The sequence below is a fragment of the Teretinema zuelzerae genome, assembly GCF_021021555.1.
GTDB lineage: Bacteria > Spirochaetota > Spirochaetia > Treponematales > Treponemataceae > Teretinema > Teretinema zuelzerae.
On sequence record NZ_JAINWA010000003.1, the window covers coordinates 17668 to 40524 of the forward strand.

Genomic DNA, 22857 nt, shown 5'->3' on the forward strand with positions numbered 1-22857 from the left:
ATTAACTGAATTTTACCCAGGAGAAACACGCATGAAGAATTTATATTGCGACATCTGCCGAAAAGAAATCGAGACTCCGATGCCAAACCGGAATTACTTCCATATTCGCGAGTTCGATGTATGCGAGGCTTGCAAGGATACTCTGGACGCCCGCCTTCGCCCCGTTCTGCGCTCCCATTTCCCCTATTCTCCTGAATGGTACGAGCAGACCGTGATCACCTTTTTGGAAAAAGGTTCTTCTTCCGGCCGGATCTGATTCTTTTCTGAGTCATACCTCGCCTCTTGAAAGACATGCAAGGTTCGTATCCCCCTTTTTTCGATGAGAAAAGGCCCGGGTTTATGCGCCTTGACATGTTTTTTTTCATTATGGTACTATTTCAAAACTTGTAAACCATTCAAAGAGACATAAAGGAGACAGTATGTCAGGACATAGTAAGTGGGCGACGATTAAACACGCCAAAGGCGCTGCCGACGCGAAACGCGGCCAGCTTTTCACAAAGTTCATCAAGGAAATTTCCATCGCTGCGCGAATGGGCGGCGGCGATCCCAACGCTAACCCCCGCCTCCGCACCGCGATTCTCAAGGCTCGCGGAGCCAACATGCCCAAGGACAACATCGAGCGGGCCATCAAGAAGGGAACCGGCGAACTCGGCGCGGCGATCTACGAAGAACTCACTTACGAAGGCTATGGACCCGGCGGAGTCGCCGTTCTCGTCGAAGTTCTCACCGATAACAAGAACCGCGCAGCAGCTAACGTCCGCAATCTGTTCTCCAAGAACGGCGGAAACCTCGGCGCGACCGGTTCAGTTTCCTATATGTTCAAGCGCCTCGGCCAGATCGAATACGACGCATCCGTCGTGAACGAAGACGAAATGATGGAAGCCGCCCTCGAAGCCGGAGCCGACGACGTCGCTGTGGACGACGGAGTGATCACGGTAACCACTGACCCCGTCGCCTTCGAATCCACCCTCGAAGCGCTCCAGGCAAAGGGCTACGAATCCCTTTCAGCGGCCGTCAACATGGTTCCCGATACCTATTCCACGCTCGACGCCGACATGACCCGCAAGGTGCTCAAGCTCATCGACAAGCTCGAAGAGGACGACGACGTTCAGAATGTATACTCCAACATCGACATTCCCGAAGGATTCGAAGCAGAGTAATGTCAACCGCGCCGGCCGCTCGAACAACTTCGGTTGTAAAGAGAGCGGTTCCAGCGCGATATCAAAACCGCCGGCCCATCCGGCGGTTTTTTTTCGTTTTTTTGGGCGCAAAGGAGATCATTTCTGCAAAACAAAACCGACCGTCTGGTCATCGGCATCGATCCTGGCCTGGCTTCGACAGGGTGGGGCATAGTCCTTGCCGCCGGAAATCGTCTCACGCATCTGGGCCACGGTGTCATCGAGACGAGCTCGAAGCTCGATCATCAGACGCGCCTTGTCCGCATATACGAATCCCTCGTCGAAGTCCTTGACGCGTGGAAACCGCAGGAAGCGGGAATGGAAACCCTTTATTTCGCCAAAAACGTCACGAGCGCCCTTTCCGTTGCCGAAGCTCGCGGAGTCGTCACTCTCGCGCTCGGTTTGCGCGGCCTTCCGCTCGGCGAATACTCTCCAAACGAGATCAAGCAGGCCGTTTCCGGTTCCGGCCGCTCCGAAAAGAAAATCGTTCAGGAATCGGTTCGCCTCCTTCTGGGCCTGTCGTCGGTTCCCTCTCCAGATCATGCCGCCGACGCGCTCGCGGCGGCGATAACGCGCATTCACACAGTGCCTCTGCGGTATTGATTTCCCCCGCGGAATCACTCATAATGGCGCCATGTTCAACAGCGTTTCCGGAACCATTACCGCTAAACACCCTTCAGCGATATATCTCGAGAATAACGGCATAGAATGGGATTTTCAGGTCAGTTCGGCCGCCCTCGATCGTCTGGGACCGGTCGGTTCCACCGCCCGCATTTACAGCTGGCTGTACCATCGTGAAGACCAGATGCGGCTGTTCGGATTTTATTCGGTCGAAGAGCGCAACCTTTTCCTTGATTTATTAAAGGTCGACGGAATCGGCCCGAAGCAGGCGGTGAAGATTCTTTCAAGCATCCCCTGCGCCGAGCTTGAAGCGGCTCTCGAAGCTGAAGACCTTTCGCGCCTTGAATCCGCACCCGGAATCGGGAAAAAAACCGCGCAGAAAATGATTCTCGCCCTCAAGGGCAAATTGACCCGCATCGATTCAAGCCCCGGAAAACGCGGCAAGGACGCTCAAACTCCCTTCGACGACATCGTAAACGCTCTATCCGACATGGGCTTCGACCGGAAGCTCGCCCTCGAGGCTGTCGAATCCTCCGCCGCCTCCCTGGGCGTGAAAATTTCAGCATCGGGCGCCTCAGTCGGCCATGAAAAGGAGCAGGAATTGTTCCGCCAGGCTCTGGTCGCCTTAAGCTCATGACGGATAACGATGTAAACGACGCCTTTCCCGGCATCACCCGGCCTGATTCCCTTCCCGACGATGAACGCGACCGCGCTCTCAGACCGCGCAAACTCGTCGATTTTCAGGGGCAGGAACAGATCAAAACGAATCTCGCGGTCTTTATCCAGGCTGCCCGGGAACGAGGGGAAAGCCTTGATCATGTGTTTCTGATCGGTCCTCCGGGCCTCGGGAAGACGACTCTTGCGCAAATAACGGCGAACGAGCTCGGCGTCGACTTCAAGGTCACGAGCGCTCCCGCCCTGGATAAGCCCAAGGATCTTGCAGGAATTCTCGCGACGGTGACCGAGCGCACCGTTTTTTTCATCGACGAAATCCACCGCCTCAAGCCGGCCATAGAGGAAATGCTGTATATCGCGATGGAGGACTACGAACTCGACTGGATCATCGGCCAGGGTCCGAGCGCGCGCACAGTACGCATTCCCCTTCCTCCGTTCACCCTTATCGGCGCGACCACACGCGCGGGAATGGTTTCAAGCCCGCTTGTCAGCCGTTTCGGCATCGTGCAGCGTTTCGCTTTTTACAGCGACGACGAACTCACCGACATCATCCTCCGTTCAGCCGGCATTCTCGGAGCCGAGATCGACGGATCCGCGGCCCGCGCGCTTGCCCACTGCTCGCGGGGCACGCCGCGCGTCGCGAACCGCCTGCTCCGCCGAATGCGGGACTTCGCCCAGGTGTTCGGCAACGGCTTGATCACCGAATCGGTAGTCTCTGACGGGCTAGAGAAGCTTGAAATCGACTGCCTCGGCCTTGAACGCTACGACCGCGAAATTCTGCGCTCGATAATCCAGAATTACGGCGGCGGACCCGTCGGGGCGGAAACTCTCGCCATATCGGTGGGAGAAGCCCAGGACACGCTCGAAGACTATTACGAACCGTATCTGATTCAGGCCGGCCTGCTCCAGCGCACCCCGCGCGGACGCATGGCGACCGAACAAGCCTACTCGCACCTGAATCTGCAGCGTACCAACCGGGGAAAAGACGACACAGATGCAAACCAGCGACTTCCATTTTGAACTTCCGCCCGAACTCATAGCCCAGACTCCGTCGGGAGAGCGGGGCAAAGACCGGCTTCTCCGCCTCGACCGGCGAACAGGCGCCTGGTCTGATCATGATTTTTCAGGAATCGCCGATCTCGTCGATCCCGGCACGCTCATGGTCTTCAACAACTCGCGCGTCCGCCACGCACGTTTGTACGGCATCGCCGATTCAAGCGGCAACCGCGCGGAATTCCTTCTCATTTCCCGCGTAGACTCGCCCGATTGCGAGAACGGCTCGCTCTGGAAGGCGATGGCCAGGAACGCCAAGAGGCACAAGCCGGGAAGAACTTATTCGTTCGACGACGGGTTGAAAGGCGAGATAGTTGCAGACGAAGACGGCTCTCTTGCGGGTACCGAATTCCGCCTCGTCAGATTCAACCGTGTCGTCGAAGATTCCTGGCTGGACAAGTTCGGCCATCTTCCGCTTCCTCCGTACATCACGCGCGAGGACGGCATCGAAGACGCTGACCGCTACCAGACTGTGTATTCCCGGACCGTCGGCTCGGTAGCTGCTCCTACGGCTGGTTTGCATTTTACCCCGGAGGTTCTCGCCTCGCTCGACGCCCGCGGAATTGAACGGGCAGAAGTCACCCTTCATGTCGGGTTAGGCACCTTTCTCCCGGTCAGAACCGAGACGATAGAAGATCACGTCATGCATGAAGAGCGGTATGAAATCCCTGAGGCGACGGCCCAGGCGGTGAATCGCGCGAAGGCGGAGGGGCGCCCTGTCCTGGCGGTGGGAACCACCAGCGTTCGAACCCTCGAGTCTGCGTACGACGCGGATAAGGGCTTCCTTCCCGCGGGAGAGGGTTCAACCGGCATATTCATCTATCCCGGCTACGAGTTTAAAGCGGTGGATCAGCTTTTTACCAATTTCCACACCCCGGGCTCGACGCTTTTGATGCTGGTTTCTGCATTCGCGGGCAGGGAACGGATTCTCGCGGTCTACGATCACGCGATCGAGGAGCGGTATCGGTTTTTCTCCTACGGAGACTCGATGCTCATCAGGTAAGCGTTTTGAGTCCTTCTTCCAGAAGGTTGAAGATGCAGGACCGCTCAAGCGACGGCGGAAAATAGCTTTCTTCGAAAAAAAGCTCGGCCTTTTCCTTGATGATCATGATATCCCTCATGCTTAAGGGGAGGCTTCTTCCGATCAGAAGATTTTCGAATTCCTTCTTTCGAAAGAAAAATTTCCCTGCGAAGGCTATGCGCAAATCCGCAAGGATGTTTTTTTGGAACTTCGCGAGAAAAGCGAAGGACGCGGTTCCTGTCGTCACAATTCCTTCGGCTCCAAGCCGCTGATAGATGCTGACATCCCACAGTTCGGTGGGAATGCGTATTTTGCTTATGAAGTCGGGTTCTCTCGAAGCTTCGCGCCCTTCGTTCGAAAAGTATCGCGACATGGGAATCCAGGAAGCTTCGCCGGGGGTTCTGATTTCCAATCGGGCGTCCAGCGCTAAAAGCGGAGCGAATGCGCTCAGCCGTTGCCCTTTCGCCGAGATGTTTCCGCCAATCGTAGCGAGCGAGCGTATTCCCGGATTCGCGATTCCCTTGATAGCGTCGTACAGCACGTCGGGAACGTTTTTTCTTCCCAATTGAAGAATAGCGTCCAGCGTGACGGCAGCTCCGAATTCCACATATCGCTCGGTTTTACTGATGCTGCAGAGTTCGGGGATTCTTCCCAATGCCAATACTTCCGACGGCAGATGCAGATTCCTTCCCGTCTGACGTCTGGCGATCTCGGTGCATCCGGCCGCAAGCGTGATTCCGGTAACGTTTTTCAGAGTCGTCTGGACTTCCGCTATGCTTTGAGCATAGGTTACTTCTGTTAATTTATTGAGCATTTTTCCGCTTCCGCCGCAAAACCGCGGCTGTTTTTACTCCCGCGATCAAATCTTCGATGCTTGTGCACCGGCATGCGTTTCCCGCAAAACACTCCCGTATCTCCTCGGACGTCGGCCTGAGCGTTTTTTCCAACAAGGCGTGCGCGTGGAGGATTTTTCCCGCGTCGCAGTATCCGCACATCTCCACCTTCGCTGAAGCGAATCCTTCTTCGATGTCCCGGTAGTCGACCATTGTTTTAAAGTATTCGAGAGTGATGATCGAAGCGCCCCTGATTTGAAACACGGGAATCATGCAGGACGGCACCGGGCTTCCGTTCATAAGCACCGTACAGGAACCGCATCTTCCGGAAAGGCAGCCTTCCTTCGCCGAAAATTTCGAGTAGCGGTTTCTCAGAATATGCAGGAGCCGCTCTCCCGGATTCGAGTCGATGAACATCAGGTCGCCGTCAAGTTCGAATGGTATCATTATTGAACATCCTTGCGCGCTGCGTGCATCGCGGCCCAGATAAAATCCTGGGGCGCCGGAACTTTCTCGGCCTGTTTACCGATGATCTGCGAAAGGGCCGCGTTGTAAGCGGCCGGAATGAGATTTCCGGCGATCGTTCCTATTCCCCTGGAAGGAGATTCCGAATCGACGAGGATGATATGAATGTCCGGCATTTTCGCGGGGGATAAAACGTTGTATTGAATGCTGTCCCGCGGGGCGAGCTTGCCGTCTTTAACCGTGATATGCTCGGTAAGCGTCTTTGACAGCGCCGCGTACGCCGACTTTCGCAGAGCCGTCGTCGCCGAGTTTTTATTTCTGATTTTTCCCGCGTTGCAGGCGATCCAGATGTTCTGAATGACGACCTCGTAGGTCGCGGGATTAAGCTCCAATTCTACGGCGCACGCTCCCGGCGTCGTCGAGATGAACGGAGTTCCGCAACAGGTTTTCGGGTTCCAGGACGAGGCGCGCGGAGCTGTCCATATTTTTTTTACGGATATCGGAAGCGGCTGGCGGAAGCGTTGTTTTTGAATCGTGGCGCACGCTTTTTCCAGCAGGGGAAGCTGTATCGCGAGTTTTGCGGACAACGTGTCGGGGCCCGTTTCGCTCATCGTATCGGTATCTACTCCTGCGAACTCTATAGCGTCTTCTTCGATTCCGAGAATGTCGGCGGCCGTCCGTCTCATCGCCTGCCTCATTCCCGACGACTGTACATCGGCGAAAATTTTCAGGATGCCGTCTGTTTCCATGGTCATTTCGAGGCTGTATTTCGTTCCATCCGGAACGCGCGAAGTAAATCCGTTTCCCTGGAAGCCGGTCGCCAACGAGATTGATTTGATGGTTCCGTCCCGGAAGTCTTTCTTGCGATTCGCCAGCAAGCTGTAGGCGGCGTATTTACGGGGAAAATCGCTGGCTATGCATAAGTGTTCGAGCAATTCCGCGATTTCCATTTCACCGATGTCGTCGGTGATTCCTGCCCTGTCTTCCTGCTTTTTCGTCCTTTTATACCGCAGATTCAGGAGTTTCCATTCGACCGGAGAGATCGGCATGCGCTGGAGCGCTTTCGAGAAATGCGATTCCAAAGCGAGCAGGGCGGACGATTCTCCCCATCCCGACAGGGTTCCCATCGGGGGCAGGCTGGTCCGGATCGCCCATGTTTCAACGCGGTACGCTTCGGGTTCGTATAGACCGGTCGCCGAAATGCTGATGCGGTCGACGATTTCGTCGATCAGGGGGCTGTAGGCTCCGGCATTTACCAAAATGCGGACGATGAGGGCTTTGAGCTTGCCGTCTTCTCCGATCTTGCTTCTGCAGCGGATCAGTACGGGCGCCGATTTTCCTGAAAAAAGAAAGTCTTCCTGGCGGGTGAAGGCGATCTGCACCGGGTGTTTGCATAGAACCGACGCTAGCGCCGCCTGAGCCGCCAACAGGGATGGAAACCATATTTTACCGTCCATCGGATCGCCCAGCGCGGTCGGCGCAACTCGTATTTCCCGGGGATCGAGGTCGAGAACGGCTGAAACCGTGTTCCTGACATGGAAGGGCCACTGGGTGGCCAGATGGATATCCATCCGGTCTCCCGCCAAATTCACGTTCACCGCCAGCGGTTCGGCGTAATAGTGGTCGCTCGGCCCGATTTCCGTGGTGCTTTCGGTTTCCAGCCCCTCTCCTTCGAAAACCTGGTCGGGATCTCCGATATAGATCACTCGCTTCGCCGCGACCTGTGAGGCTGCAAACTGCGTATCGAAATGAAGCGGGTCGAGTTTTTCGGTTTCTATGAGAACTTCCGCGACCAGTTCGCGCACCTTCGTCAGGTCGGGGCCGACCAGAACGCCGAGCGGCTCGCCGAAGTAGGCTATTTCATAGGGAGTGAAGACCGGGATGGATGTTCCGAATGCGCGCAGACGGTTTTCTCCGGGAATATCGGTCGCGGTATAGAGATGGTATCCGTCGGGCAGGGGCGGGCTCTTTATGTTTACGAGCCGCCCTCGTTGAATCGAGGAGCGCACCAGTACGCCGTAGTATTGATTCGGGAATTTCAAGTCGGTGCAAAACGCCCGTTCATCCATGCGGCTCAGCTCCTTGCGTAGGTATCCGCTGTCGAAATAACAGCCCTGATCACCCGGTCTTCCTGTTCTTCGCTCATGCCCGGCCAGAAGGGAAGCGTAATTGTCGTCTCGTATCGGCGCGCGGAACAGGGAAATTCTTCTCTCGTAAGATTATAGCGTTTTTTAAAATATGTCAGTTCAAAATGCGGAATAAAGTGGACTGAAATGCCCAATCCCTGTTTCTGCAGTTCGGCGGCGAATTCGTCCCTGCCGATCGTCAGTTTTTCGGGGATAATGCGCAACAGGAACAGATGCCATGCATTTCCCGTCCCGTCCGGAGGGAGCTCCAGGCTCGGGCAGGACCGGAAGGCTTCGGCGTATTTTCTGGCCGTTTTGCTTCTCTGGTCGAGAAACGAATCAGCTTTTTTCAATTGTTCGCGGCCGATTGCCGCGAGAATGTCGGGCAGATTGCATTTCCATCCGTCCTCAACCACGTCGTAGACCCAGGATGCCTGCACAGAGGTATACCGGTCCCATATCGTTCTGTTTATGCCGTGGGACCGCATCAGCTTGATCCGCTTTTCCGCTTCGTCGCCGCGCACATGAACCATGCCTCCTTCCCCGGTGGTGATGGTTTTGGTTGCGTAAAACGACCACACTCCCGCGTCGCCGAGCGTTCCCGCGAAGCCTCCAGGCGTCCGCGAGGGAAAGGCGTGGGCCGCGTCCTCGATGACCGCTTTTCCGTATTTTTTTCCAAGATAACAAATGGCTTCCATGTCGCAGGGAAGCCCCGCGACATGGACCGGAACAATCGCGCGAATTTCAGGATGCTTTTTCAACGCTTCTTCGATCCTGTTCGGATCGATGTTGTAAGAATCGCTTTCGATGTCCGCCCAGCGTATGTCGGCTCCGAGGTGCCGTGCCGCGGTCGCCGTAGAGGCGAAGGTGTAGGGCGTCGTCAGTATCGATGTTCCCGGGCCTACGCCGAAGGCGTCGTATGCGAGCATGAGGCCAGATGTCGCGCTGTTCACTGCGAGGCAGTGCGTTCCGCCGATGAAGCGCGAAAACTCGTTTTCGAAGGCAAGCGCTTCTGGACCCGTCGTCAGCCACCCCGAGCGCAGCACGCGCAGAACGGCGTCTTCTTCGTCCTGAGAAAAGGACGGTTTGAAAAAAGGTATGTTATCGTTCATGTTTTCCGCCATTCATTCCTTCCTTTATTCCCGGAACATGGCCGGCAAGAATGCGATAGAGTTCTTTTCTGTTTCTGTACAGGTGCGCGGCCTCGGGATCGAAGAGGCAGATCGGCCGTATTTCCTCCATAAAGGAATCAAGATCGAGGGTTTTGTCTTCTTCCGACCGTTCCAGCTTGAGTATTCGGGGAAAATCCGTTTCCATCGGTTTTTCGCGCCTGCTCCACAGCGGCTCGTCGAGGCGTTCTCCCGGACGCGAACCGATGATCGAGACGGGAATATCCTTTCCCGGCTCGTACCCCATGAAGCGGATGAGCTGTTCCGCTATTTCAATGATTTTTACCGGCTCGCCCATGTCGAGAAGATATGAGTTGCCGTTTTTTCCGACTCCGCCTGTTTTTAAAACGAGCGAACAGGCCTCCGGAATGGTCATGAAGTACCGCACCATCTGCGGATCGGTAACCGTCACCGGGCCGCCCTTTTTAATCTGATCGATGAAAAGCGGAAGAATGGAACCTCTCGAGCCGAGCACATTGCCGAATCTCACGAACATATAGGCCGTATCGGCAGGGGCTTTTTTTCCGGCGTCGAGCACCATGTTTTCGCAGAGCATTTTCGACACTCCGTAAGCGGAAACAGGCTCAACCGCCTTGTCGGTCGAAATAAGAACAAACCGTTTAACGCCCTGGGCCAGGCAGGCGTCAATCAGGTTCTTCGTTCCGAAAATATTGTTTTCCATCACGGCGACGGGATTTTCTTCCATGAGGGGCACATGCTTATATGCCGCGGCGTGAAACACGACGTCGCAATGCAGCTGTCCGATGATGTACCGCATATACTCACGGTCTTTCAGTTCGCCTATGACCGGCACTATCGTCGCTTTTTCTCCGACCCCGCTTTCCTGTAAAAGACGCAGCTCCCTGTCGATCTGATAGATTGAATTTTCTCCGTGGCCGAACAGATATATTCGTTCGGCGCCGCCTGAAAGAAGCTGGCGCGCGAGTTCGCTTCCGATCGAACCTCCGGCTCCCGTGATCAGCACCCGTTTTCCCCTCAGATACGCGAGGCTTTCCTTGAGGCTGATCGCTACCGGGGCTCTGCCCAGAAGATCCTGAGGGTTTATGTCTCGCGCCTGTATGAGGTGGGCCGATCCTTCAAGAATCTGGGCAATGCCGGGCAGCAGCCTGATACGGGAAAAACCGGCGGCTTTGAGCACGCTGTAAATGTTACGGAGCGTTTGAGGGCTTGCGCTCGGAATCGCGATGAGCGCTTCGTCGCCCGCTCCTATCCGGAGAAGCCTGGCCGTCTGCTCGATGGGGCCCAGAACGGGAGTTCCGTCGATGGTTTTGCCGATTTTCTGGGGATCGTCGTCGAGAAAGGCGATAACCTTTCCGAAGATTCCTTTTTCGCGTATTTCCCGGGCGAGCATCGTTCCGGCGATTCCCGCTCCAATAATATGAATATTCGTTTCAGAAAAAGACTTCGTCATTTATTCACGACCTATGATTTCAAAGGCTAGATCGACGAAGAATGATTCTTCATACATATCAAGCTGAATTTTGGCCCTCTTCTTCCGCCTGTCGACTTTCACGATCTTGCCTTCCAATCCCTTGAGCGGTCCTTCGATCACCTGTATCCGGTCGTTTTCATCGAACAGCACCCGGGATGCCTGCGCAATCGGACCGAAAGACATAAAATGCTTCAGAATCGAAAGGTCGCGCCCCGACAAGGGCTTTGCTTCGGAATTAGCCGGCAAAAAACGGTAGAATCCGGGCGTCGTCCTGAGTATCCAGTATAGAGAGTCGGTAAGTTTCGGAAGTTCTATAAAGATGTATCCGGGAAAAATAGGCAAAAGAACCGTAGTTTTCTTGCCGTTTTTCGTTTGAGACATTTTTTTTCGCGGAAAAATGAGTCTGAGGGCTTCATTTTCGATTTTGGGAAGAGCAGTTTGGACTTTTTGTATATAGAGCTCTTCAGAGCGCGTTTTAACTTGGAGGGCAAAATACTCCATGCATCGAACAGTATCATAGAAAAATCAAAAAGAAAAGCTCATCTGCTTTTTTGCTCGGCCGATACTAATATCAGAAAGGGAGGGGACTCATGCGTTCCTTAAAATTTGCAACGGCTATCATTCTGGGCTTTGCGGTGTCTGCCGCCGGCGCTCAGACTTTCAATCTTTCCATCGTGCAGAATGAAAAAGCGCCTGCGATCGCGATCGAGCTGAGCAGGGTTGTCGAGGATGAAATCCTGGGGCAATGTTTTAACGCGGGCTTGATTATTTCTAACGATGAAATCCGCTTTAACGGGTCTGATTTTCCGGACAAGAAATTCGGAATCAAACAGGCTGCCTTCGGCATGTCGGACTACCTTCTGGCCGTGCTTCTCGTTTACGGCAAAAACGAAAAAAAAATAGAAGAAAAAAGCTTAACCTATGCCGAGCTGGAAAAAATTCAGTGGAGACTGGTAAAGGTGAGCGACTCCTCCGTAATTGCGGAAAAAACTATAAAAGCGTCGAGCATTCCGGTCCAGGATTCGGATCCGTATAATCAGGCCCGGGTGATAGCGCGATCGATCACGAGCGAAACCACCGAGCTCGTGAGAAATTCCGGAAAAAAGGAGAAACAATAAAATGAAAGGCCTGAAAACCAGCATTTTCAGCTTGTTGCTTATTCTATCTACAGCAACCGCCCCCCTTTGGGCGATTTGGGAAGGAAACGCCGGCATCGCCGCGGCGGGCGAATTCCCCTCGTCCGGATTGTTCGCCCGCAGCGACATGTTCCCCAAAAACACCATCGTCGAGATTCAGAATCTCGAGACTGAAATCACTATCCGCGCCGTCATCACCGGTCCTTCCGGCGTTCCCGGACTCGTCGCGGTATTGTCTCCTGAAACGGCTTCAGCCTTAAGCGTGCGCGCCGGTTCGGTAAGCCGCGTGCGCATATCGGTGCCCTCCGCGGTTTCCGAGACAGCGGCCCGCGGAACCCTGAGCTCGCCGACCGCCAGCGTCAATCCCGATCCGGATTCGAATCCTGCCGCGGCCGCGGCCATGGCGAAGATCGACCTGGAAACAACGAACGCGGACACCTCCGCCGACGATCTCATCTCGGCCCTGGGCTCAGAGGCCGCAGCGGAAGATGCCCCCGCGGTTCAGGAAACTCCCGCGGAACAAACTCCCGCGGAAGAATCGATCGCGGCTCAGGAGACTGCCATCCCGGAAGACTCTGCCGCGACAGCTCCGGCATCGATCATCGACACCGCGCCGGACCTGCCTGCATCGGAATCTCCTGCCTCCGTTTCGGAAGCATTCGCGGCAAAAGAACCCGAGCTTCCCTCCGAGGCTCCCGCCGCGGCCGCTCCTGAAGTTCTGGACGATCCCGTCGCCGAAGCGCCTGAAACCGCGCCTGAACATTACTTTGCGGAGCCTGAGCTGTCCCTGGCAGCCGAAGAACCGCCGGAAGCAATCGCCGAACAGGCCGCTGCCGTCGCCTCCGATGCCCCCGTCCCTTCAATTGTACCCGAAACCGAGGTTTCCCTCGTCCCGTCGGCTGAGCGGCCTCCCGAGGCGCCCGTCGAACAGAACATTTCCGCGGTTCCGGTGGTGCCTGAAATCGCGGCTCCGGCCGCTCCTTCTGCTGAAACCGCGCCGTCGCCGATAGAAACCGTCCCGTCGATCGCCGTCGTTCCTTCAATCAGGGCTCCCTCGAAAGCCGCCTCTTCGGCTTCCGCCGCCGTCGTTCCCCCGGTTCAGGCAAGCGCCGCGCCGACCGCGGCCGTCAGTGCTTCGGCCCCGGCTCCCGCCGCGATATCGGGCTTGCCCTTTATCAGCTCCTTTGCGAAAGGAAGCTACTATGTGCAGATCGCAAGCTGCGCCGAAACTCTCAACGCCAAGAAAATCGTAGACGAGTGGGGCGCTTCGTATCCCGTCGTCGTCGAGCGCTCTTCCAGCGCGAAGGGCGAATTATTGAAAGTGTACGTCGGACCCGTCCAAAAAGACGAATACGGAGCTGTCCTCGAACGTTTCCGCCAGCTCGGATTCAAGGATGCCTTCGTCAAAAAGGCGAATTAACCGATGGACTATATCGAACAACTTTCGTTTATCGTTGAACGCTCCAGCGCCTTCGCCGGAAAACATGTCAGAATCTCTGTCATCGTAAATCCCGTCGCGGGCGGCTTTACCATTCCTTCCCGGGTAAAAGCGAATAAAATCGCTCTGGAGGAAGCCGTTCAGTCTGTTTCCTATCGGAAGCCGGCAGCCCGTTCCTGTTCCTGCGCTGTGTTTCGCACTGAATCGGCCGGACATGCTTCCCGCCTGGCGCGCGCCGTATTCGACTCGATTCTTGAAGACGCGGCTTCAGATGTTCTTCATCTCGTCGTAACCGCCGGCGGCGACGGAACAAGCCTGGACGTCCAGGCTGAAATGGCGAAAATGGTTCTGGAAGAGGGCCGCGGCGAATTGTCCGATCGGGTCTGCCTTCTCAGACTGCCCTTCGGCACCGGAAACGACGGCTCAGACGGTCGAACGCTCTCTGAATCCTTTACTCGCCTTGTCGGCGACTCCCGCTTCGAATTCAGGCCGGCCGTAGTCGTTCGCCCGCATAACTGTTCTGCTTCCCCCTGGTACGCCTTCAACATCGCGAGCCTCGGCCTCGACGCCTTCGTCACCCACATGACGAACCATGTCAAACGGATCGTTCCCGGGGACGTCTACAAAATCTGGGTCGACGCCGCTTGTCTGTTCTACAACCGCCTCTATCCCCTCGGATCGATGCGGGTTAACGCGTATTCAGCCGACGGCACGCAGGTTTCCTCCTACGCTGAACCCCTGCTTCTCCAGGTGATGGGCGTATCAGGCTACCGCACCTACGGCTCCAACCAGCGCATCCTTCCAGACGAAAGGAACGTCTGCGCCGCCCGGGACATGAGCCTCCTGCGCAAGCTGTCGCTTAAAAAATACGTAAAAGAGGGAACTCATGCGGGTTTTCCCGAAATGATCATGTACACTGCCGCCAAACTGGTCATCAACTACGATAAAAAGATTCTCGTGCAGATGGACGGCGAGTCCCACCTTTTGGACGCGGCAAGTTTTCCGCTGGTAATGGAATTATCGAAACCCTTCATGCAGGTTCTCGTTCCGCAGATGTAGAATAAAAGCATTTTATCATTTTGAAATACAAAAGCGGTCCGCTTATTCGCCGGACCGCTTTCTTTTTTTGAACGTATCGGGTCACACTCCGTGGCAGTGTTTGTACTTTTTACCGCTTCCGCAGGGGCACGGCTCGTTCCTGCCCACCTTCGGGATGCTGCGCACCACCTGAACGTTCTGCGGATTGCTTACGCTCATGGGGCCGGCCGGACGGGCCGCGGGCGCCTTGGTTCCAGCTCCCGCGTCCTGATTTCCCGCGAAGGTGCCGAGCGCGTTGTGCTGGGCGTTCACCGTTACCTGGCGCACCTGCCGAACGGGAGCGGCTTCTCCTTCAACCTTCACTTTCACCAGGAACACCCGCGACGCTATTTCCAAACGGATGTCGTCGAGCATGCGGTAGAAAATATCGAATCCTTCGAGCTTGTACTCGGTAAGGGGATTCTTCTGGCCGTAGGAACGCAGATACACGGCCTCGCGAAGAGACTCGAGGTTTTCAAGATGGTCCAGCCACTTCTTGTCGATGGCCTGCAAATACTGGAATCGGATGAAGGTGTTGAGATTTTCCTTCCCGGCAAGGCCTTCCTTCTGTTCCAGATCAGCCTGGAAGCGCTCGAAAATCTTCGTTTTCGCCTCGTCGGGATTTTTCTGCGCCGCATCGATGTCGGAATCCCGCAATCCATAGCCGAAACGCTCCTTGAACTTTTCGACGAGTTCGGAAATCGCCTCATCCTTGTTTTTTCTGCCGGAAGCCGAGAATTCGTCGATATAGGTTCCGATGTATTCGTCAGCCGTTTCAAGAACCCGCTTCGCCAAATCGCAGTCCTGCAGGATGCTGTTGCGCTGGTCGTAAATATAGGTTCGCTGTTCGTTGAGCACATCGTCGTATTCCAGCAGATGCTTTCGTATGTCGAAGTTGCGCTCTTCAACCCTGGACTGGGCTTTTTCTATGCTTTTGTTCAGCCAGGGATGGTAAATAGGTTCTCCCGGCTCCATTCCGATCCTCGTCATGAGCCGTTTGAGGTTTTCGCCTCCGAACAGCCTCATCAGATCGTCGTCGAGCGAGAGGAAGAACTGCGATCGTCCCGGATCGCCCTGTCGTCCCGATCGTCCGCGCAGCTGGTTGTCGATGCGGCGGCTTTCATGCCGCTCGGTGCCGATGACGTACAAGCCGCCGAGGCTGCGCACTTCCTCGTAGTCGGCCTGCCATTTTTTGTATTCTTCTTCGAATACCGCCTGGTATTCCTCGGGCGTCGCCTGGGTCCCCGCGCGCTTTCTCGCCCGGTATTCGGGGTTTCCTCCGAGCTTGATGTCGGTTCCGCGTCCGGCCATGTTCGTCGCGATGGTGACCGAACCCTTCGCTCCCGCTTCGGAAATGATGAGAGCTTCCCGCGCGTGGTTCTTTGCGTTCAAAACCTCATGGCGGACTCCCTTTCGGGTGAGCAGAGTTGAAATGCGTTCCGATTTCTCGATCGACACGGTGCCTACGAGCACCGGCTGTCCTTTTTTATGGGCTTCTGCGATTTCATCGCAAAGCGCGTTCCATTTTTCCGTTTCGTTCAGATACACCACATCGTCTTCGTCGATGCGCGCTACCGGGAGGTTGGTGGGAATCACCACTACTTCAAGGCCGTAAATCTTGTTGAACTCGACCGCTTCCGTATCGGCGGTTCCCGTCATTCCCGAAAGCTTGGCGTACATTCTGAAGAAATTCTGAAAGGTGATGGTAGCCATCGTCCGGTTGCGCTGGGCGATGCGAATTTTTTCCTTCGCTTCGATGGCCTGATGCAAACCGTCGGAATAGCGGCGGCCTTCAAGCACGCGACCGGTAAACTCGTCGACGATCTGGACCTGTCCGTCGCGCACGACGTAATCCACGTCGATTTTATACAGATGGTGAGCCCTGATCGATTGGGTGAAGTAATGGATGTATTCGAAGTTTTCTTCGTCGAAGAGGCTTCCCGTGATCAGACCGCGTTTATGCAGGATGGCTTCGATGTTGTTCATTCCCTCGTCGGTGAACGAAACCTTCCGGCTCTTCTCGTCGAGCTTGTAGTCTCCGCGAACTTCCTCGCCCTGCACCTCGTCGGGGTAGTCTCCCGTGTCCGGCTTCCGCTCCACTTCCCGAAGCTGGCCGACCAGCTTGTCTACATCGAAGAATCGGGCGGTATCGTCTTCTGCGGAACCGGAGATGATCAGCGGGGTTCGCGCCTCGTCGATCAGGATCGAGTCGATTTCATCGACTACTGCAAAATTGAATTCTCTCTGGGTGCGTTCGCTCGTCTCCCATTTCATATTGTCGCGCAGATAATCGAAGCCGAACTCGTTGTTGGTTCCGTAGGTTATATCGCAGTTATAGGCTTTTCTCCGCGCTTCGTTGTCCATATTGGAAAGAATAGAGCCGACCGTCATGCCGAGGTACGCGTACACGGGACGCATCCAGTCCGCGTCGCGTTCCGCCAGATAGTCGTTCACGGTGACGATATGAACGCCCTTTCCGCTCAAACTGTTGAGGTAGGCCGCGGCGACGCACATGAGGGTTTTTCCTTCGCCGGTTTTCATTTCTACGATGCGCCCCGAATGAAGAACCAGAGAACCGAGCATCTGCACGTCGTACGGACGCTCCCCCAATACGCGGCGGGCTGCTTCCCTCGCCAGGGCGAATGCTTGGGGGAGGAACGAATCCAGGGATTCTCCGGCCTCGAATCGCGCTTTTAATGCGGCTGATTGTTTCGGGAAGTCTTCTTTTTTCAGGCTTACCGCCCAGGCTTCCTGGGCGTTGATCTCGTGGAGGAGGGGAAGAATTGCCTGTATGTCTCTTTCATGCTGGGATCCGAAGAAGAAGCGGATAATTTTATCTGTAATCATTGAAACAGTGTACTAAAACCTGTAGCGGTTGACAAGCACGAAATTGCGCTCTACCTTGTTTCCCGGAGGCGGTATGCGCGCTTTTTTGAACCTTCCAAAGCGGTTATTCGCGGCGGTTTCCGTGTTGTTTCTCCTTTTTTCATGTTCCCGCGACGCCGTCACGTTCGTCGGCCGGGAGAAGCTTTTTTCGCTGGATTATGGCCGTTTCGAGAATGAAATAGATCTTTTCCAGCTTGATTTCGGCTCGAACGGACCGGATACGCAGATATTCATGAAAGACGGTATGTTTTACATCACCAACTCTGGCGGAAAAAAAATCCTCCAGCTGACTTCTTTCGGCGATCTCCTGTCCGTATTCTACAATCCCGAACATAATCCCGAACCTTCCTTCGCCCGCTCCGTCGACGCGGATTCCGCGCAGATTGAATCCGCCGATTCAACGCGCAAGGCCATCTCGTACCCGTTCAATCATCCGGTTTTCCTTTGCGTCGACAATCTGAAGCGCCTGTCCGTGGTGGACCAGGTTCCGCCGGAGCGAATGGAGTACGACTCCGTATCGCAGGTAGCCCTGAAAAATGTCGTGCTTCGTTTCTCCAGCGACGGAAAATTTCTCGACTGGATAGGCCAGGAAGGTCCGGGCGGATCTCCCTTTCCTCCGGTTGCCGCCCTGCATACGAATAATAAAAACGAGTTGATCGTACTGTCCCGATCTCAAAACTCACTGATTGTGTACTGGTATTCCGTCGACGGAAATCTTCTCTTCAGAGTTCCGGTCAGCTATCGGAATCTTCCCGGCCCCTACGATTCCCAGTCGCAGGTGTTTTCCTCTCTTGAAAAAATCGTACCTTCCTTTACGGATCGAACGCTCTACCTGAAAATCGATTATTATATTCCGGTAATCGATCAATCCACCGGCGCCAACGCCGGAATCAGTTTCGACAAGAGCTGCGTGTATCCGTTCCTGATCGATGAAGGCGCCTACGGGTCGAGAATCGATCTTCCCGCGTATACTGAAGTCGAGCAGGGCAAGCTCGGTACCACCCAGTTCCGCAAGCCGTATGAATTGCTGGGCGTTACTGCGAGCGGATGGTTTTTTCTTTCCACTCCCTCTTCCGACGGATACACCATCGAGATGATGGATGTAAAAAGCGGAAGAATCATCTCGCGCACCCTGCAGATCCAAAATGAAGAACTCGCGTATAACGCGATGGCCCTCTCTCCCGACGGCATCCTTTCCGCCCTGTTGGCGACTCCCTGGCAGTCTTCCGTAGTATGGTGGCGCACCGACGCGCTGATCGGAGAAATACGCAGATGATAGGCGGAGACGAAGAGTCGCGGCCCGCCGACGGACAAGGCCAACCGGTTTTTCATTACAACCGCGAAAGACGCCTCCAGCGCGCTCCGGAGCCGGTCCGCCGCGCCTGGGCGGAGGGATATACGCCGAACAAGGGCTTCATCCGCGGGTTGACGGCGAACGCCGGGCTGAAAAGCATTCTGGTGTCCATCCTTCTTCTGGTCATGGCGATTTATTTCGTCTCGTTTTTTGGTGAAAAAGAAAACTCCTCCTCCCTCGACGGTATCGATTACACGCTTCGCGCTTTTCTGCACGGAGAAACCGTCTATGTAACCGTGACATGCACTTCGGAAGAACCTGATTCGAGCCTTATACCGGTTTCGGCCGCGTTCACCGCCCTCGATGCCTCCGGCGAGACGGTCTCGTCGTCCTCGGCCTCAGACGTTTTCGCAGGCGCAGAAACCCGAATACGAACGACGTTTCAGGATTATGAGATAGCCCGCATCCGGACAGTGCTTGCAATAGGTTCGGACGAACAAAAAAAACAACTAACGCTCAGCGTCTCTGTTGACCGGAACTGATCTTTTTTATATGCTTAAGATCAGGATTCGTCCCGGTCGTTGAATAAGCGCATCCGCAAGCATTGCTGGATCCCAGGAGAAAAAGATGTTGCAGTTTTATTTTTTGTCCATAATGCTCAATTTAGTCGGGGGATTGGTTCTTCTTTTTTCCGATCGGGAGGATTTAGACCAGGTAATAGATTCAAAACTGACATCCCTCGCCCGAGATGAAACGTTTCGCCTTGTTCTTGGAATCCTTGCCGCTATAACCGGTTTCTTCAAGCTGCTATCCGTTATACGGGGAGACGTGCCCGTTGTGGGAGATCTCCTTCCGTCCCTGTCCGGACTCGCCTGCGGTTTTATCTTCCTCTATGAGTTTTATCGGACGAGAACGGCTCTCGACGAAGAATCGATACCTGTTTTTCTGAAGAGCATCGTTAATTCCAGAAAATATGTAGGCGTTATTAGCGTGTGCGCGGCAGTCCTTCATTTCCTTTTCCCGACTATACTATTCCTGTAATCCTCGATGAGAGAATCAATAGCGGGAATCATACTTAAAGATTATACTTTTCTCATAGGCCTTCGCTTGCCGAAAGGCGAGATGGGCGGCCGGTGGGAATTTCCCGGGGGCAAAATAGACCCGGGCGAAACAGCCGAAATTGCGATACGGCGCGAATTTCTCGAGGAAATGAATATCGACGTATCGATCGGCGAGCTGATAACAACGGTAGAGTTCACCAATCACGCAGGTCCTTCGCTCCTTCACGCCTATCACGTTTCGATCCCGGATCACGCTTCCATAGTGCTTACCGAACATTCGGAGCTTCGATGGGCGACTCTGCAGGAGATCGAAGAGCTTCCCTTCGTGGACTCGGATCGGCTGCTTCTGCCCGAAATTAAAAAATGGCATTCCAGGATCAAGCATGAGACCCTATAAGCCTGTCGCAGCCGTTCTTTCGCTTGCCGCTTGTCTGTTTTTTTGCGCATCGTGTTCGCCTCGTAATTCGATATCTGAACTCGCGTTTCCATCCACGCCGGCGATTTCGGCCGATAATCGCTTCGCCCTGATAACAGATCCCTATGTCGCTGCCCGCGATCAACCCGGAGAGAAGGGAATCACGATCAGCCACTTCAGGAGAGGCGATGTTCTTACGGTTCTCGGAAATACGATACTTCCGTCGGCCGATGAGAAAACCTCCCGGCTTTGGATCCAAACAGAAAAAGGCTGGATTTCTTCAGTTCAGGTCAGGCTGTACTCAGACGAATCCCGTGCCCGAAGAGCCGGAGATAAAATCAGGTAATTTTTCGGGTCTTGAACTTCTCTCACTCGAAATCATCTTCGTCGTCTGTTTCATGTACTGATGACTGCATCGATGATTTTCCGAGCTGACCGCAGGCTCCGCCGATTTTTTCGCCCCGTTTATAGCGCAATGTGGCGTTCAGTCCGAGTTTTTCCAAATAGTCAGCGAAAACGTGAATTTCATTTTTATCGGGCGTTTGAAAGGGCAGGGTTTCGACGGGGTTCCATGCGATCAGGTTGAAGTGCGCGTTCAGTCCGCGGGCAAAATCAGCCATTTCCCTCGCATTCTCTTCCGATGTATTGACTCCCCTCATCAAGGCAGCTTCGAGGGTTACCCTCCGTCCCGTTTTATCGGAAAAATACCGGATCGCTTCCTTGAGTTCGGGCAACGGGTTGGTTTTATTGACCGGCATGAGCTGTGTCCGCAGCCGGGAATTGGCCGATGTAAGGGATACCGCAAGGCGGATGTCCGGTCCATTGTCCGCCAAATCGCGGATGCCGGAAACAAGTCCTGAAGTCGAAAGCGTAATCCGCCTTTTTGACAAGGCTCTGCCTTCCGGGTGCGTAAGGATTCGTATCGCTTTTCTGATTTCCGGGAGATTCAGCATCGGTTCTCCCATACCCATGAACACAATGTTGTCCAGTTTACCGACTGTGTCTTCAAGATGGAAGAATTGTTCGACAATTTCTCCTGCGTCTAAATTTCTGCTGAATCCGATGTGGCCTGTCTGGCAAAAGGCGCATCCCATGGGACAGCCGATTTGACAAGACACGCAAGCTGTTTTTCTTCCCTGTCTGTCTGTGAGCAGTACCGTTTCGACCGCCCCGCCGTCTGCGCATGCTATCTGGAGTTTAACCGTTCCGTCTGGATCCCGCAAAGTTTGCGAAATCACTGTCGAAAAAAGAACCGCTTTTCCCGCCAGCTCTTCACGTTCTTTCAATGAAATATTGGTCATGGCCGAGAAATCGCGAGCTCCGTCGGCGATCCATTTGAAAATCTGCTTTGCCCTGAATTTTTTTTCCAGCTGCAATGCAGAAAAAAGCTCTTCCGGGAGCAATCCCGAAAGAGCCTTCATAGTCGAATGCGAATTGTTCATATCCTTCCGTCAGCGAAGCTTATCAAGCATATCGGTGATAAGTTGATTGCGAATTCCGAGTTTTTGGAACGACTGAAGGGTTTCAACCGCTTTTTGGCGTTCTCCTACGTTTATCTGGCATTCCGCGAGCTCAAGGTACAGCCTGAAGTTCTTGGGATCAGCCTGAATCAATCTGTCCAGGCTCGAAGCCGCCTCGTCGAAGCGGCCCTGGATCTTGCTGATCATTGCAAGGCCCAATACGGCGTATACGTCGAACTCTATGTCGAGCGCGCGCTGGTAATAGTTCTGCGCCAAGTCGTAATCGCCCATGTTTCGATAGGCGTCGCCTGCGCGGGTAAGGATCACTTTGTTGTTCGGATCCTTATCGAGAATTTTATTCCAGTATTCTACCGACCTGAACTGCTGATTCATTCCGCGGTAGCAATCCGCGAGACCGAAAAGGGCGTAGAAATTGTCGGGATCCATCTTCAGGGCTCGTTCAAAATAATAGATTCCCTGTTCGAAGGTTTTCAGCTTTCTGTGGCAGTTGCCGATGGAGGTCAACACGCGGATATCGACGCCTTGATCGTTGATATCAAGCATTTTCTGCCAATAATACAACGCGTCTCGATATTCTTTGAAATCATAGTGAAGATGTCCCAGTCCTATGAGGGCGTACGGGTTGTTTTCTTCCATATCCAAAACTCTCAGGTAGAGAATTTTAGATTGCTTGAAATCCCGGATTTTGCGATAGGCGTCCGCAACCCGCGTCAGAACGGTAATATTTCTGTCGTCATGCTGGAGATATTGTTCCCAAATCTCTATAGCCTTGTTGTATTGATTGAGCGCTTTATAGCAGTCTGCCAGGCCGAAAAGGGCGTAATTATTTCCCGGATGAAACGAGAGGCAGTTTGTATAATAATCCACAGCCTCGCGGAACTTATTCCGTTTTCTCGCGGCGTCTCCGAGCCCTACCAGCGCATAGTTATTATCCTGTTCGAGCGAAAGGATTTTTTGAAACGCGCGTTCCGCTTCGTCTATTTTATTATCTTTTAATAGCAGATACCCGTTTTTAGACAGTTCCGCTATTTCATTGAATTTCTTTTCTTCTTCAGTAATGCCCGCAGTAGGTTCGGGCATGGGAGGCATGTCGTTCAATGCATCTGCCATTTTTATTCCTCTTCACGTTTTAATCAATGATTCTATCACTTGAGCGATTTTGCCGATCAGCGGCTCAGCCTTTCTTTTATTATGAGCCAGCCAAAACATTTTTAAAGCATCTATCTCCCGTCCTTTCGAAAGATAATGATCGCCGATCCTCGTCAAACCATCAGAATACCCGGTAGTAACGAATATTCTTCTTGCAGCCTCGATTTCGCCCTCGTTATAGAACTGGTTGCCCTTTCTGTTAAGAGCCGCCTTCTGTTCGGCGCTGAGGTTCTGTATGGGAGCGTCGACGCTTTTTATCAAGCCTAGTTCACGAAAACGTGAAAAATCAGCTGTTTTTTTTTGATCCAACTATAACCCTTACCAAT

The 22857-nt window shown here is 54.1% G+C and carries 24 protein-coding genes; 14 read left to right on the forward strand and 10 right to left on the reverse strand.

The features are described from left to right. Positions 1-31: 31 nt before the first annotated feature. The 6 genes from K7J14_RS07355 to queA all read left to right on the forward strand — a co-directional run bounded on the left by K7J14_RS07355 (position 32) and on the right by queA (position 4530). Entirely contained in the window at positions 32-256 is a 225-nt protein-coding gene (locus K7J14_RS07355; RefSeq protein ID WP_230754877.1) for a hypothetical protein, read from the forward strand. A gap of 163 nt (positions 257-419) precedes the next feature. Next, positions 420-1160 carry a YebC/PmpR family DNA-binding transcriptional regulator gene (locus K7J14_RS07360; protein ID WP_230754879.1) on the forward strand — a complete coding sequence of 247 codons (741 nt, stop codon included), beginning with the start codon at positions 420-422 and terminating at the stop codon, positions 1158-1160. 189 nt (positions 1161-1349) lie between these two features. Then, positions 1350-1781, forward strand: coding sequence for a crossover junction endodeoxyribonuclease RuvC (locus K7J14_RS07365; protein WP_230758817.1), 432 nt, complete (start codon positions 1350-1352; stop codon positions 1779-1781). Between the two features lie 31 nt (positions 1782-1812). Continuing rightward, positions 1813-2436: a Holliday junction branch migration protein RuvA gene (gene ruvA / locus K7J14_RS07370; protein WP_230754881.1), complete on the forward strand. Its 624-nt coding sequence runs from the start codon at positions 1813-1815 to the stop codon at positions 2434-2436. Beyond that, positions 2433-3494, forward strand: a complete 1062-nt coding sequence (ruvB, locus tag K7J14_RS07375; RefSeq protein WP_230754883.1) for a Holliday junction branch migration DNA helicase RuvB — start codon at positions 2433-2435, stop codon at positions 3492-3494. Before ruvA ends, ruvB begins: the two co-directional genes overlap by 4 nt. After that, on the forward strand, positions 3469-4530 hold the full coding sequence (gene queA / locus K7J14_RS07380) for a tRNA preQ1(34) S-adenosylmethionine ribosyltransferase-isomerase QueA (RefSeq protein ID WP_230754886.1): 1062 nt from the start codon (positions 3469-3471) through the stop codon (positions 4528-4530). The genes ruvB and queA overlap by 26 nt, the downstream gene beginning before the upstream one ends. On the opposite strand, the gene K7J14_RS07385 is transcribed toward queA, so the two are convergent. Genes K7J14_RS07385 through loaP form a run of 6 tightly spaced genes read right to left on the reverse strand, consistent with a single transcriptional unit; the run spans position 4523 to position 11095 of the window. Further along, positions 4523-5362 (reverse strand): FAD binding domain-containing protein, encoded by an 840-nt coding sequence (locus K7J14_RS07385; RefSeq protein WP_230754888.1) that lies wholly within the window; start codon positions 5360-5362, stop codon positions 4523-4525. The genes queA and K7J14_RS07385 overlap by 8 nt on opposite strands. Next, entirely contained in the window at positions 5352-5828 is a 477-nt protein-coding gene (locus tag K7J14_RS07390; RefSeq protein ID WP_230754890.1) for a (2Fe-2S)-binding protein, read from the reverse strand. The genes K7J14_RS07385 and K7J14_RS07390 overlap by 11 nt, the downstream gene beginning before the upstream one ends. Further along, positions 5828-7915 (reverse strand): xanthine dehydrogenase family protein molybdopterin-binding subunit, encoded by a 2088-nt coding sequence (locus K7J14_RS07395; protein WP_230754892.1) that lies wholly within the window; start codon positions 7913-7915, stop codon positions 5828-5830. The genes K7J14_RS07390 and K7J14_RS07395 overlap by 1 nt, the downstream gene beginning before the upstream one ends. A 5-nt stretch (positions 7916-7920) precedes the next feature. Continuing rightward, positions 7921-9084: a DegT/DnrJ/EryC1/StrS family aminotransferase gene (locus K7J14_RS07400; RefSeq protein ID WP_230754894.1), complete on the reverse strand. Its 1164-nt coding sequence runs from the start codon at positions 9082-9084 to the stop codon at positions 7921-7923. After that, complete coding sequence (locus K7J14_RS07405; protein ID WP_230754897.1) at positions 9074-10573, reverse strand: polysaccharide biosynthesis protein; 1500 nt, start codon at positions 10571-10573, stop codon at positions 9074-9076. Before K7J14_RS07405 ends, K7J14_RS07400 begins: the two co-directional genes overlap by 11 nt. Then, positions 10574-11095, reverse strand: coding sequence for an antiterminator LoaP (gene loaP, locus K7J14_RS07410; RefSeq protein ID WP_230754899.1), 522 nt, complete (start codon positions 11093-11095; stop codon positions 10574-10576). An 89-nt stretch (positions 11096-11184) separates the two neighbouring features. Here loaP and K7J14_RS07415 point away from each other — a divergent pair, with 89 nt between their 5' ends. From K7J14_RS07415 to K7J14_RS07425, 3 genes are read left to right on the forward strand one after another with little or no spacing between them, the layout of a single operon-like run. Continuing rightward, positions 11185-11712 carry a hypothetical protein gene (locus K7J14_RS07415; RefSeq protein ID WP_230754901.1) on the forward strand — a complete coding sequence of 176 codons (528 nt, stop codon included), beginning with the start codon at positions 11185-11187 and terminating at the stop codon, positions 11710-11712. Position 11713: 1 nt separating this feature from the next. Then, positions 11714-13150, forward strand: coding sequence for an SPOR domain-containing protein (locus tag K7J14_RS07420; protein WP_230754903.1), 1437 nt, complete (start codon positions 11714-11716; stop codon positions 13148-13150). A gap of 3 nt (positions 13151-13153) precedes the next feature. Next, entirely contained in the window at positions 13154-14227 is a 1074-nt protein-coding gene (locus K7J14_RS07425; RefSeq protein WP_230754905.1) for a diacylglycerol/lipid kinase family protein, read from the forward strand. 81 nt (positions 14228-14308) lie between these two features. On the opposite strand, the gene secA is transcribed toward K7J14_RS07425, so the two are convergent. After that, a complete protein-coding gene (secA, locus tag K7J14_RS07430; RefSeq protein WP_230758819.1) occupies positions 14309-17089 on the reverse strand; it encodes a preprotein translocase subunit SecA in 2781 nt (926 codons plus the stop codon). Between the two features lie 76 nt (positions 17090-17165). Between secA and K7J14_RS07435 the strand changes: the two genes are divergently transcribed. From K7J14_RS07435 to K7J14_RS07455, 5 genes are all read left to right on the forward strand, one after another. Next, complete coding sequence (locus tag K7J14_RS07435) at positions 17166-18407, forward strand: LIC_12708 family protein (protein WP_230754907.1); 1242 nt, start codon at positions 17166-17168, stop codon at positions 18405-18407. After that, the gene (locus tag K7J14_RS07440) at positions 18404-18967 is read left to right on the forward strand and encodes a hypothetical protein (protein WP_230754909.1); all 564 of its coding nucleotides are present in this window, start codon (positions 18404-18406) and stop codon (positions 18965-18967) included. Before K7J14_RS07435 ends, K7J14_RS07440 begins: the two co-directional genes overlap by 4 nt. Before the next feature lie 85 nt (positions 18968-19052). After that, a complete protein-coding gene (locus K7J14_RS07445; RefSeq protein WP_230754911.1) occupies positions 19053-19466 on the forward strand; it encodes a hypothetical protein in 414 nt (137 codons plus the stop codon). 6 nt (positions 19467-19472) lie between these two features. Further along, positions 19473-19883: a (deoxy)nucleoside triphosphate pyrophosphohydrolase gene (locus K7J14_RS07450; RefSeq protein WP_230754913.1), complete on the forward strand. Its 411-nt coding sequence runs from the start codon at positions 19473-19475 to the stop codon at positions 19881-19883. Further along, positions 19870-20247 (forward strand): hypothetical protein, encoded by a 378-nt coding sequence (locus K7J14_RS07455; protein ID WP_230754915.1) that lies wholly within the window; start codon positions 19870-19872, stop codon positions 20245-20247. The genes K7J14_RS07450 and K7J14_RS07455 overlap by 14 nt, the downstream gene beginning before the upstream one ends. Positions 20248-20269: 22 nt before the next feature. Here the strand turns inward: K7J14_RS07455 and rlmN are convergent, their stop codons facing one another. The 3 genes from rlmN to K7J14_RS07470 are packed head-to-tail and all read right to left on the reverse strand — an operon-like array spanning position 20270 to position 22792. Further along, a complete protein-coding gene (gene rlmN / locus K7J14_RS07460) occupies positions 20270-21343 on the reverse strand; it encodes a 23S rRNA (adenine(2503)-C(2))-methyltransferase RlmN (protein WP_230754917.1) in 1074 nt (357 codons plus the stop codon). A gap of 9 nt (positions 21344-21352) precedes the next feature. Next, positions 21353-22492: a tetratricopeptide repeat protein gene (locus K7J14_RS07465; protein ID WP_408033980.1), complete on the reverse strand. Its 1140-nt coding sequence runs from the start codon at positions 22490-22492 to the stop codon at positions 21353-21355. Positions 22493-22504: 12 nt separating this feature from the next. After that, the gene (locus K7J14_RS07470; protein WP_230754920.1) at positions 22505-22792 is read right to left on the reverse strand and encodes a hypothetical protein; all 288 of its coding nucleotides are present in this window, start codon (positions 22790-22792) and stop codon (positions 22505-22507) included. Positions 22793-22857: the final 65 nt, after the last annotated feature.

Excerpts from the sequence above, each read along its gene's own strand:
- loaP (WP_230754899.1), bottom strand. The coding sequence starts at position 11,095 with ATGGAGTATTTTGCCCTCCAAGTTAAAACGCGCTCTGAAGAGCTCTAT.
- K7J14_RS07445 (WP_230754911.1), top strand. The coding sequence starts at position 19,053 with ATGTTGCAGTTTTATTTTTTGTCCATAATGCTCAATTTAGTCGGGGGA.
- K7J14_RS07355 (WP_230754877.1), top strand. The coding sequence starts at position 32 with ATGAAGAATTTATATTGCGACATCTGCCGAAAAGAAATCGAGACTCCG.
- K7J14_RS07415 (WP_230754901.1), top strand. The coding sequence starts at position 11,185 with ATGCGTTCCTTAAAATTTGCAACGGCTATCATTCTGGGCTTTGCGGTG.
- K7J14_RS07440 (WP_230754909.1), top strand. The coding sequence starts at position 18,404 with ATGATAGGCGGAGACGAAGAGTCGCGGCCCGCCGACGGACAAGGCCAA.
- K7J14_RS07420 (WP_230754903.1), top strand. The coding sequence starts at position 11,714 with ATGAAAGGCCTGAAAACCAGCATTTTCAGCTTGTTGCTTATTCTATCT.
- K7J14_RS07400 (WP_230754894.1), bottom strand. The coding sequence starts at position 9,084 with ATGAACGATAACATACCTTTTTTCAAACCGTCCTTTTCTCAGGACGAA.
- ruvB (WP_230754883.1), top strand. The coding sequence starts at position 2,433 with ATGACGGATAACGATGTAAACGACGCCTTTCCCGGCATCACCCGGCCT.
- K7J14_RS07390 (WP_230754890.1), bottom strand. The coding sequence starts at position 5,828 with ATGATACCATTCGAACTTGACGGCGACCTGATGTTCATCGACTCGAAT.
- K7J14_RS07405 (WP_230754897.1), bottom strand. The coding sequence starts at position 10,573 with ATGACGAAGTCTTTTTCTGAAACGAATATTCATATTATTGGAGCGGGA.
- K7J14_RS07465 (WP_408033980.1), bottom strand. The coding sequence starts at position 22,492 with ATGGCAGATGCATTGAACGACATGCCTCCCATGCCCGAACCTACTGCG.
- K7J14_RS07425 (WP_230754905.1), top strand. The coding sequence starts at position 13,154 with ATGGACTATATCGAACAACTTTCGTTTATCGTTGAACGCTCCAGCGCC.
- queA (WP_230754886.1), top strand. The coding sequence starts at position 3,469 with ATGCAAACCAGCGACTTCCATTTTGAACTTCCGCCCGAACTCATAGCC.
- ruvA (WP_230754881.1), top strand. The coding sequence starts at position 1,813 with ATGTTCAACAGCGTTTCCGGAACCATTACCGCTAAACACCCTTCAGCG.
- K7J14_RS07385 (WP_230754888.1), bottom strand. The coding sequence starts at position 5,362 with ATGCTCAATAAATTAACAGAAGTAACCTATGCTCAAAGCATAGCGGAA.
- K7J14_RS07450 (WP_230754913.1), top strand. The coding sequence starts at position 19,473 with ATGAGAGAATCAATAGCGGGAATCATACTTAAAGATTATACTTTTCTC.
- rlmN (WP_230754917.1), bottom strand. The coding sequence starts at position 21,343 with ATGAACAATTCGCATTCGACTATGAAGGCTCTTTCGGGATTGCTCCCG.
- K7J14_RS07395 (WP_230754892.1), bottom strand. The coding sequence starts at position 7,915 with ATGGATGAACGGGCGTTTTGCACCGACTTGAAATTCCCGAATCAATAC.
- K7J14_RS07455 (WP_230754915.1), top strand. The coding sequence starts at position 19,870 with ATGAGACCCTATAAGCCTGTCGCAGCCGTTCTTTCGCTTGCCGCTTGT.
- K7J14_RS07360 (WP_230754879.1), top strand. The coding sequence starts at position 420 with ATGTCAGGACATAGTAAGTGGGCGACGATTAAACACGCCAAAGGCGCT.
- K7J14_RS07435 (WP_230754907.1), top strand. The coding sequence starts at position 17,166 with ATGCGCGCTTTTTTGAACCTTCCAAAGCGGTTATTCGCGGCGGTTTCC.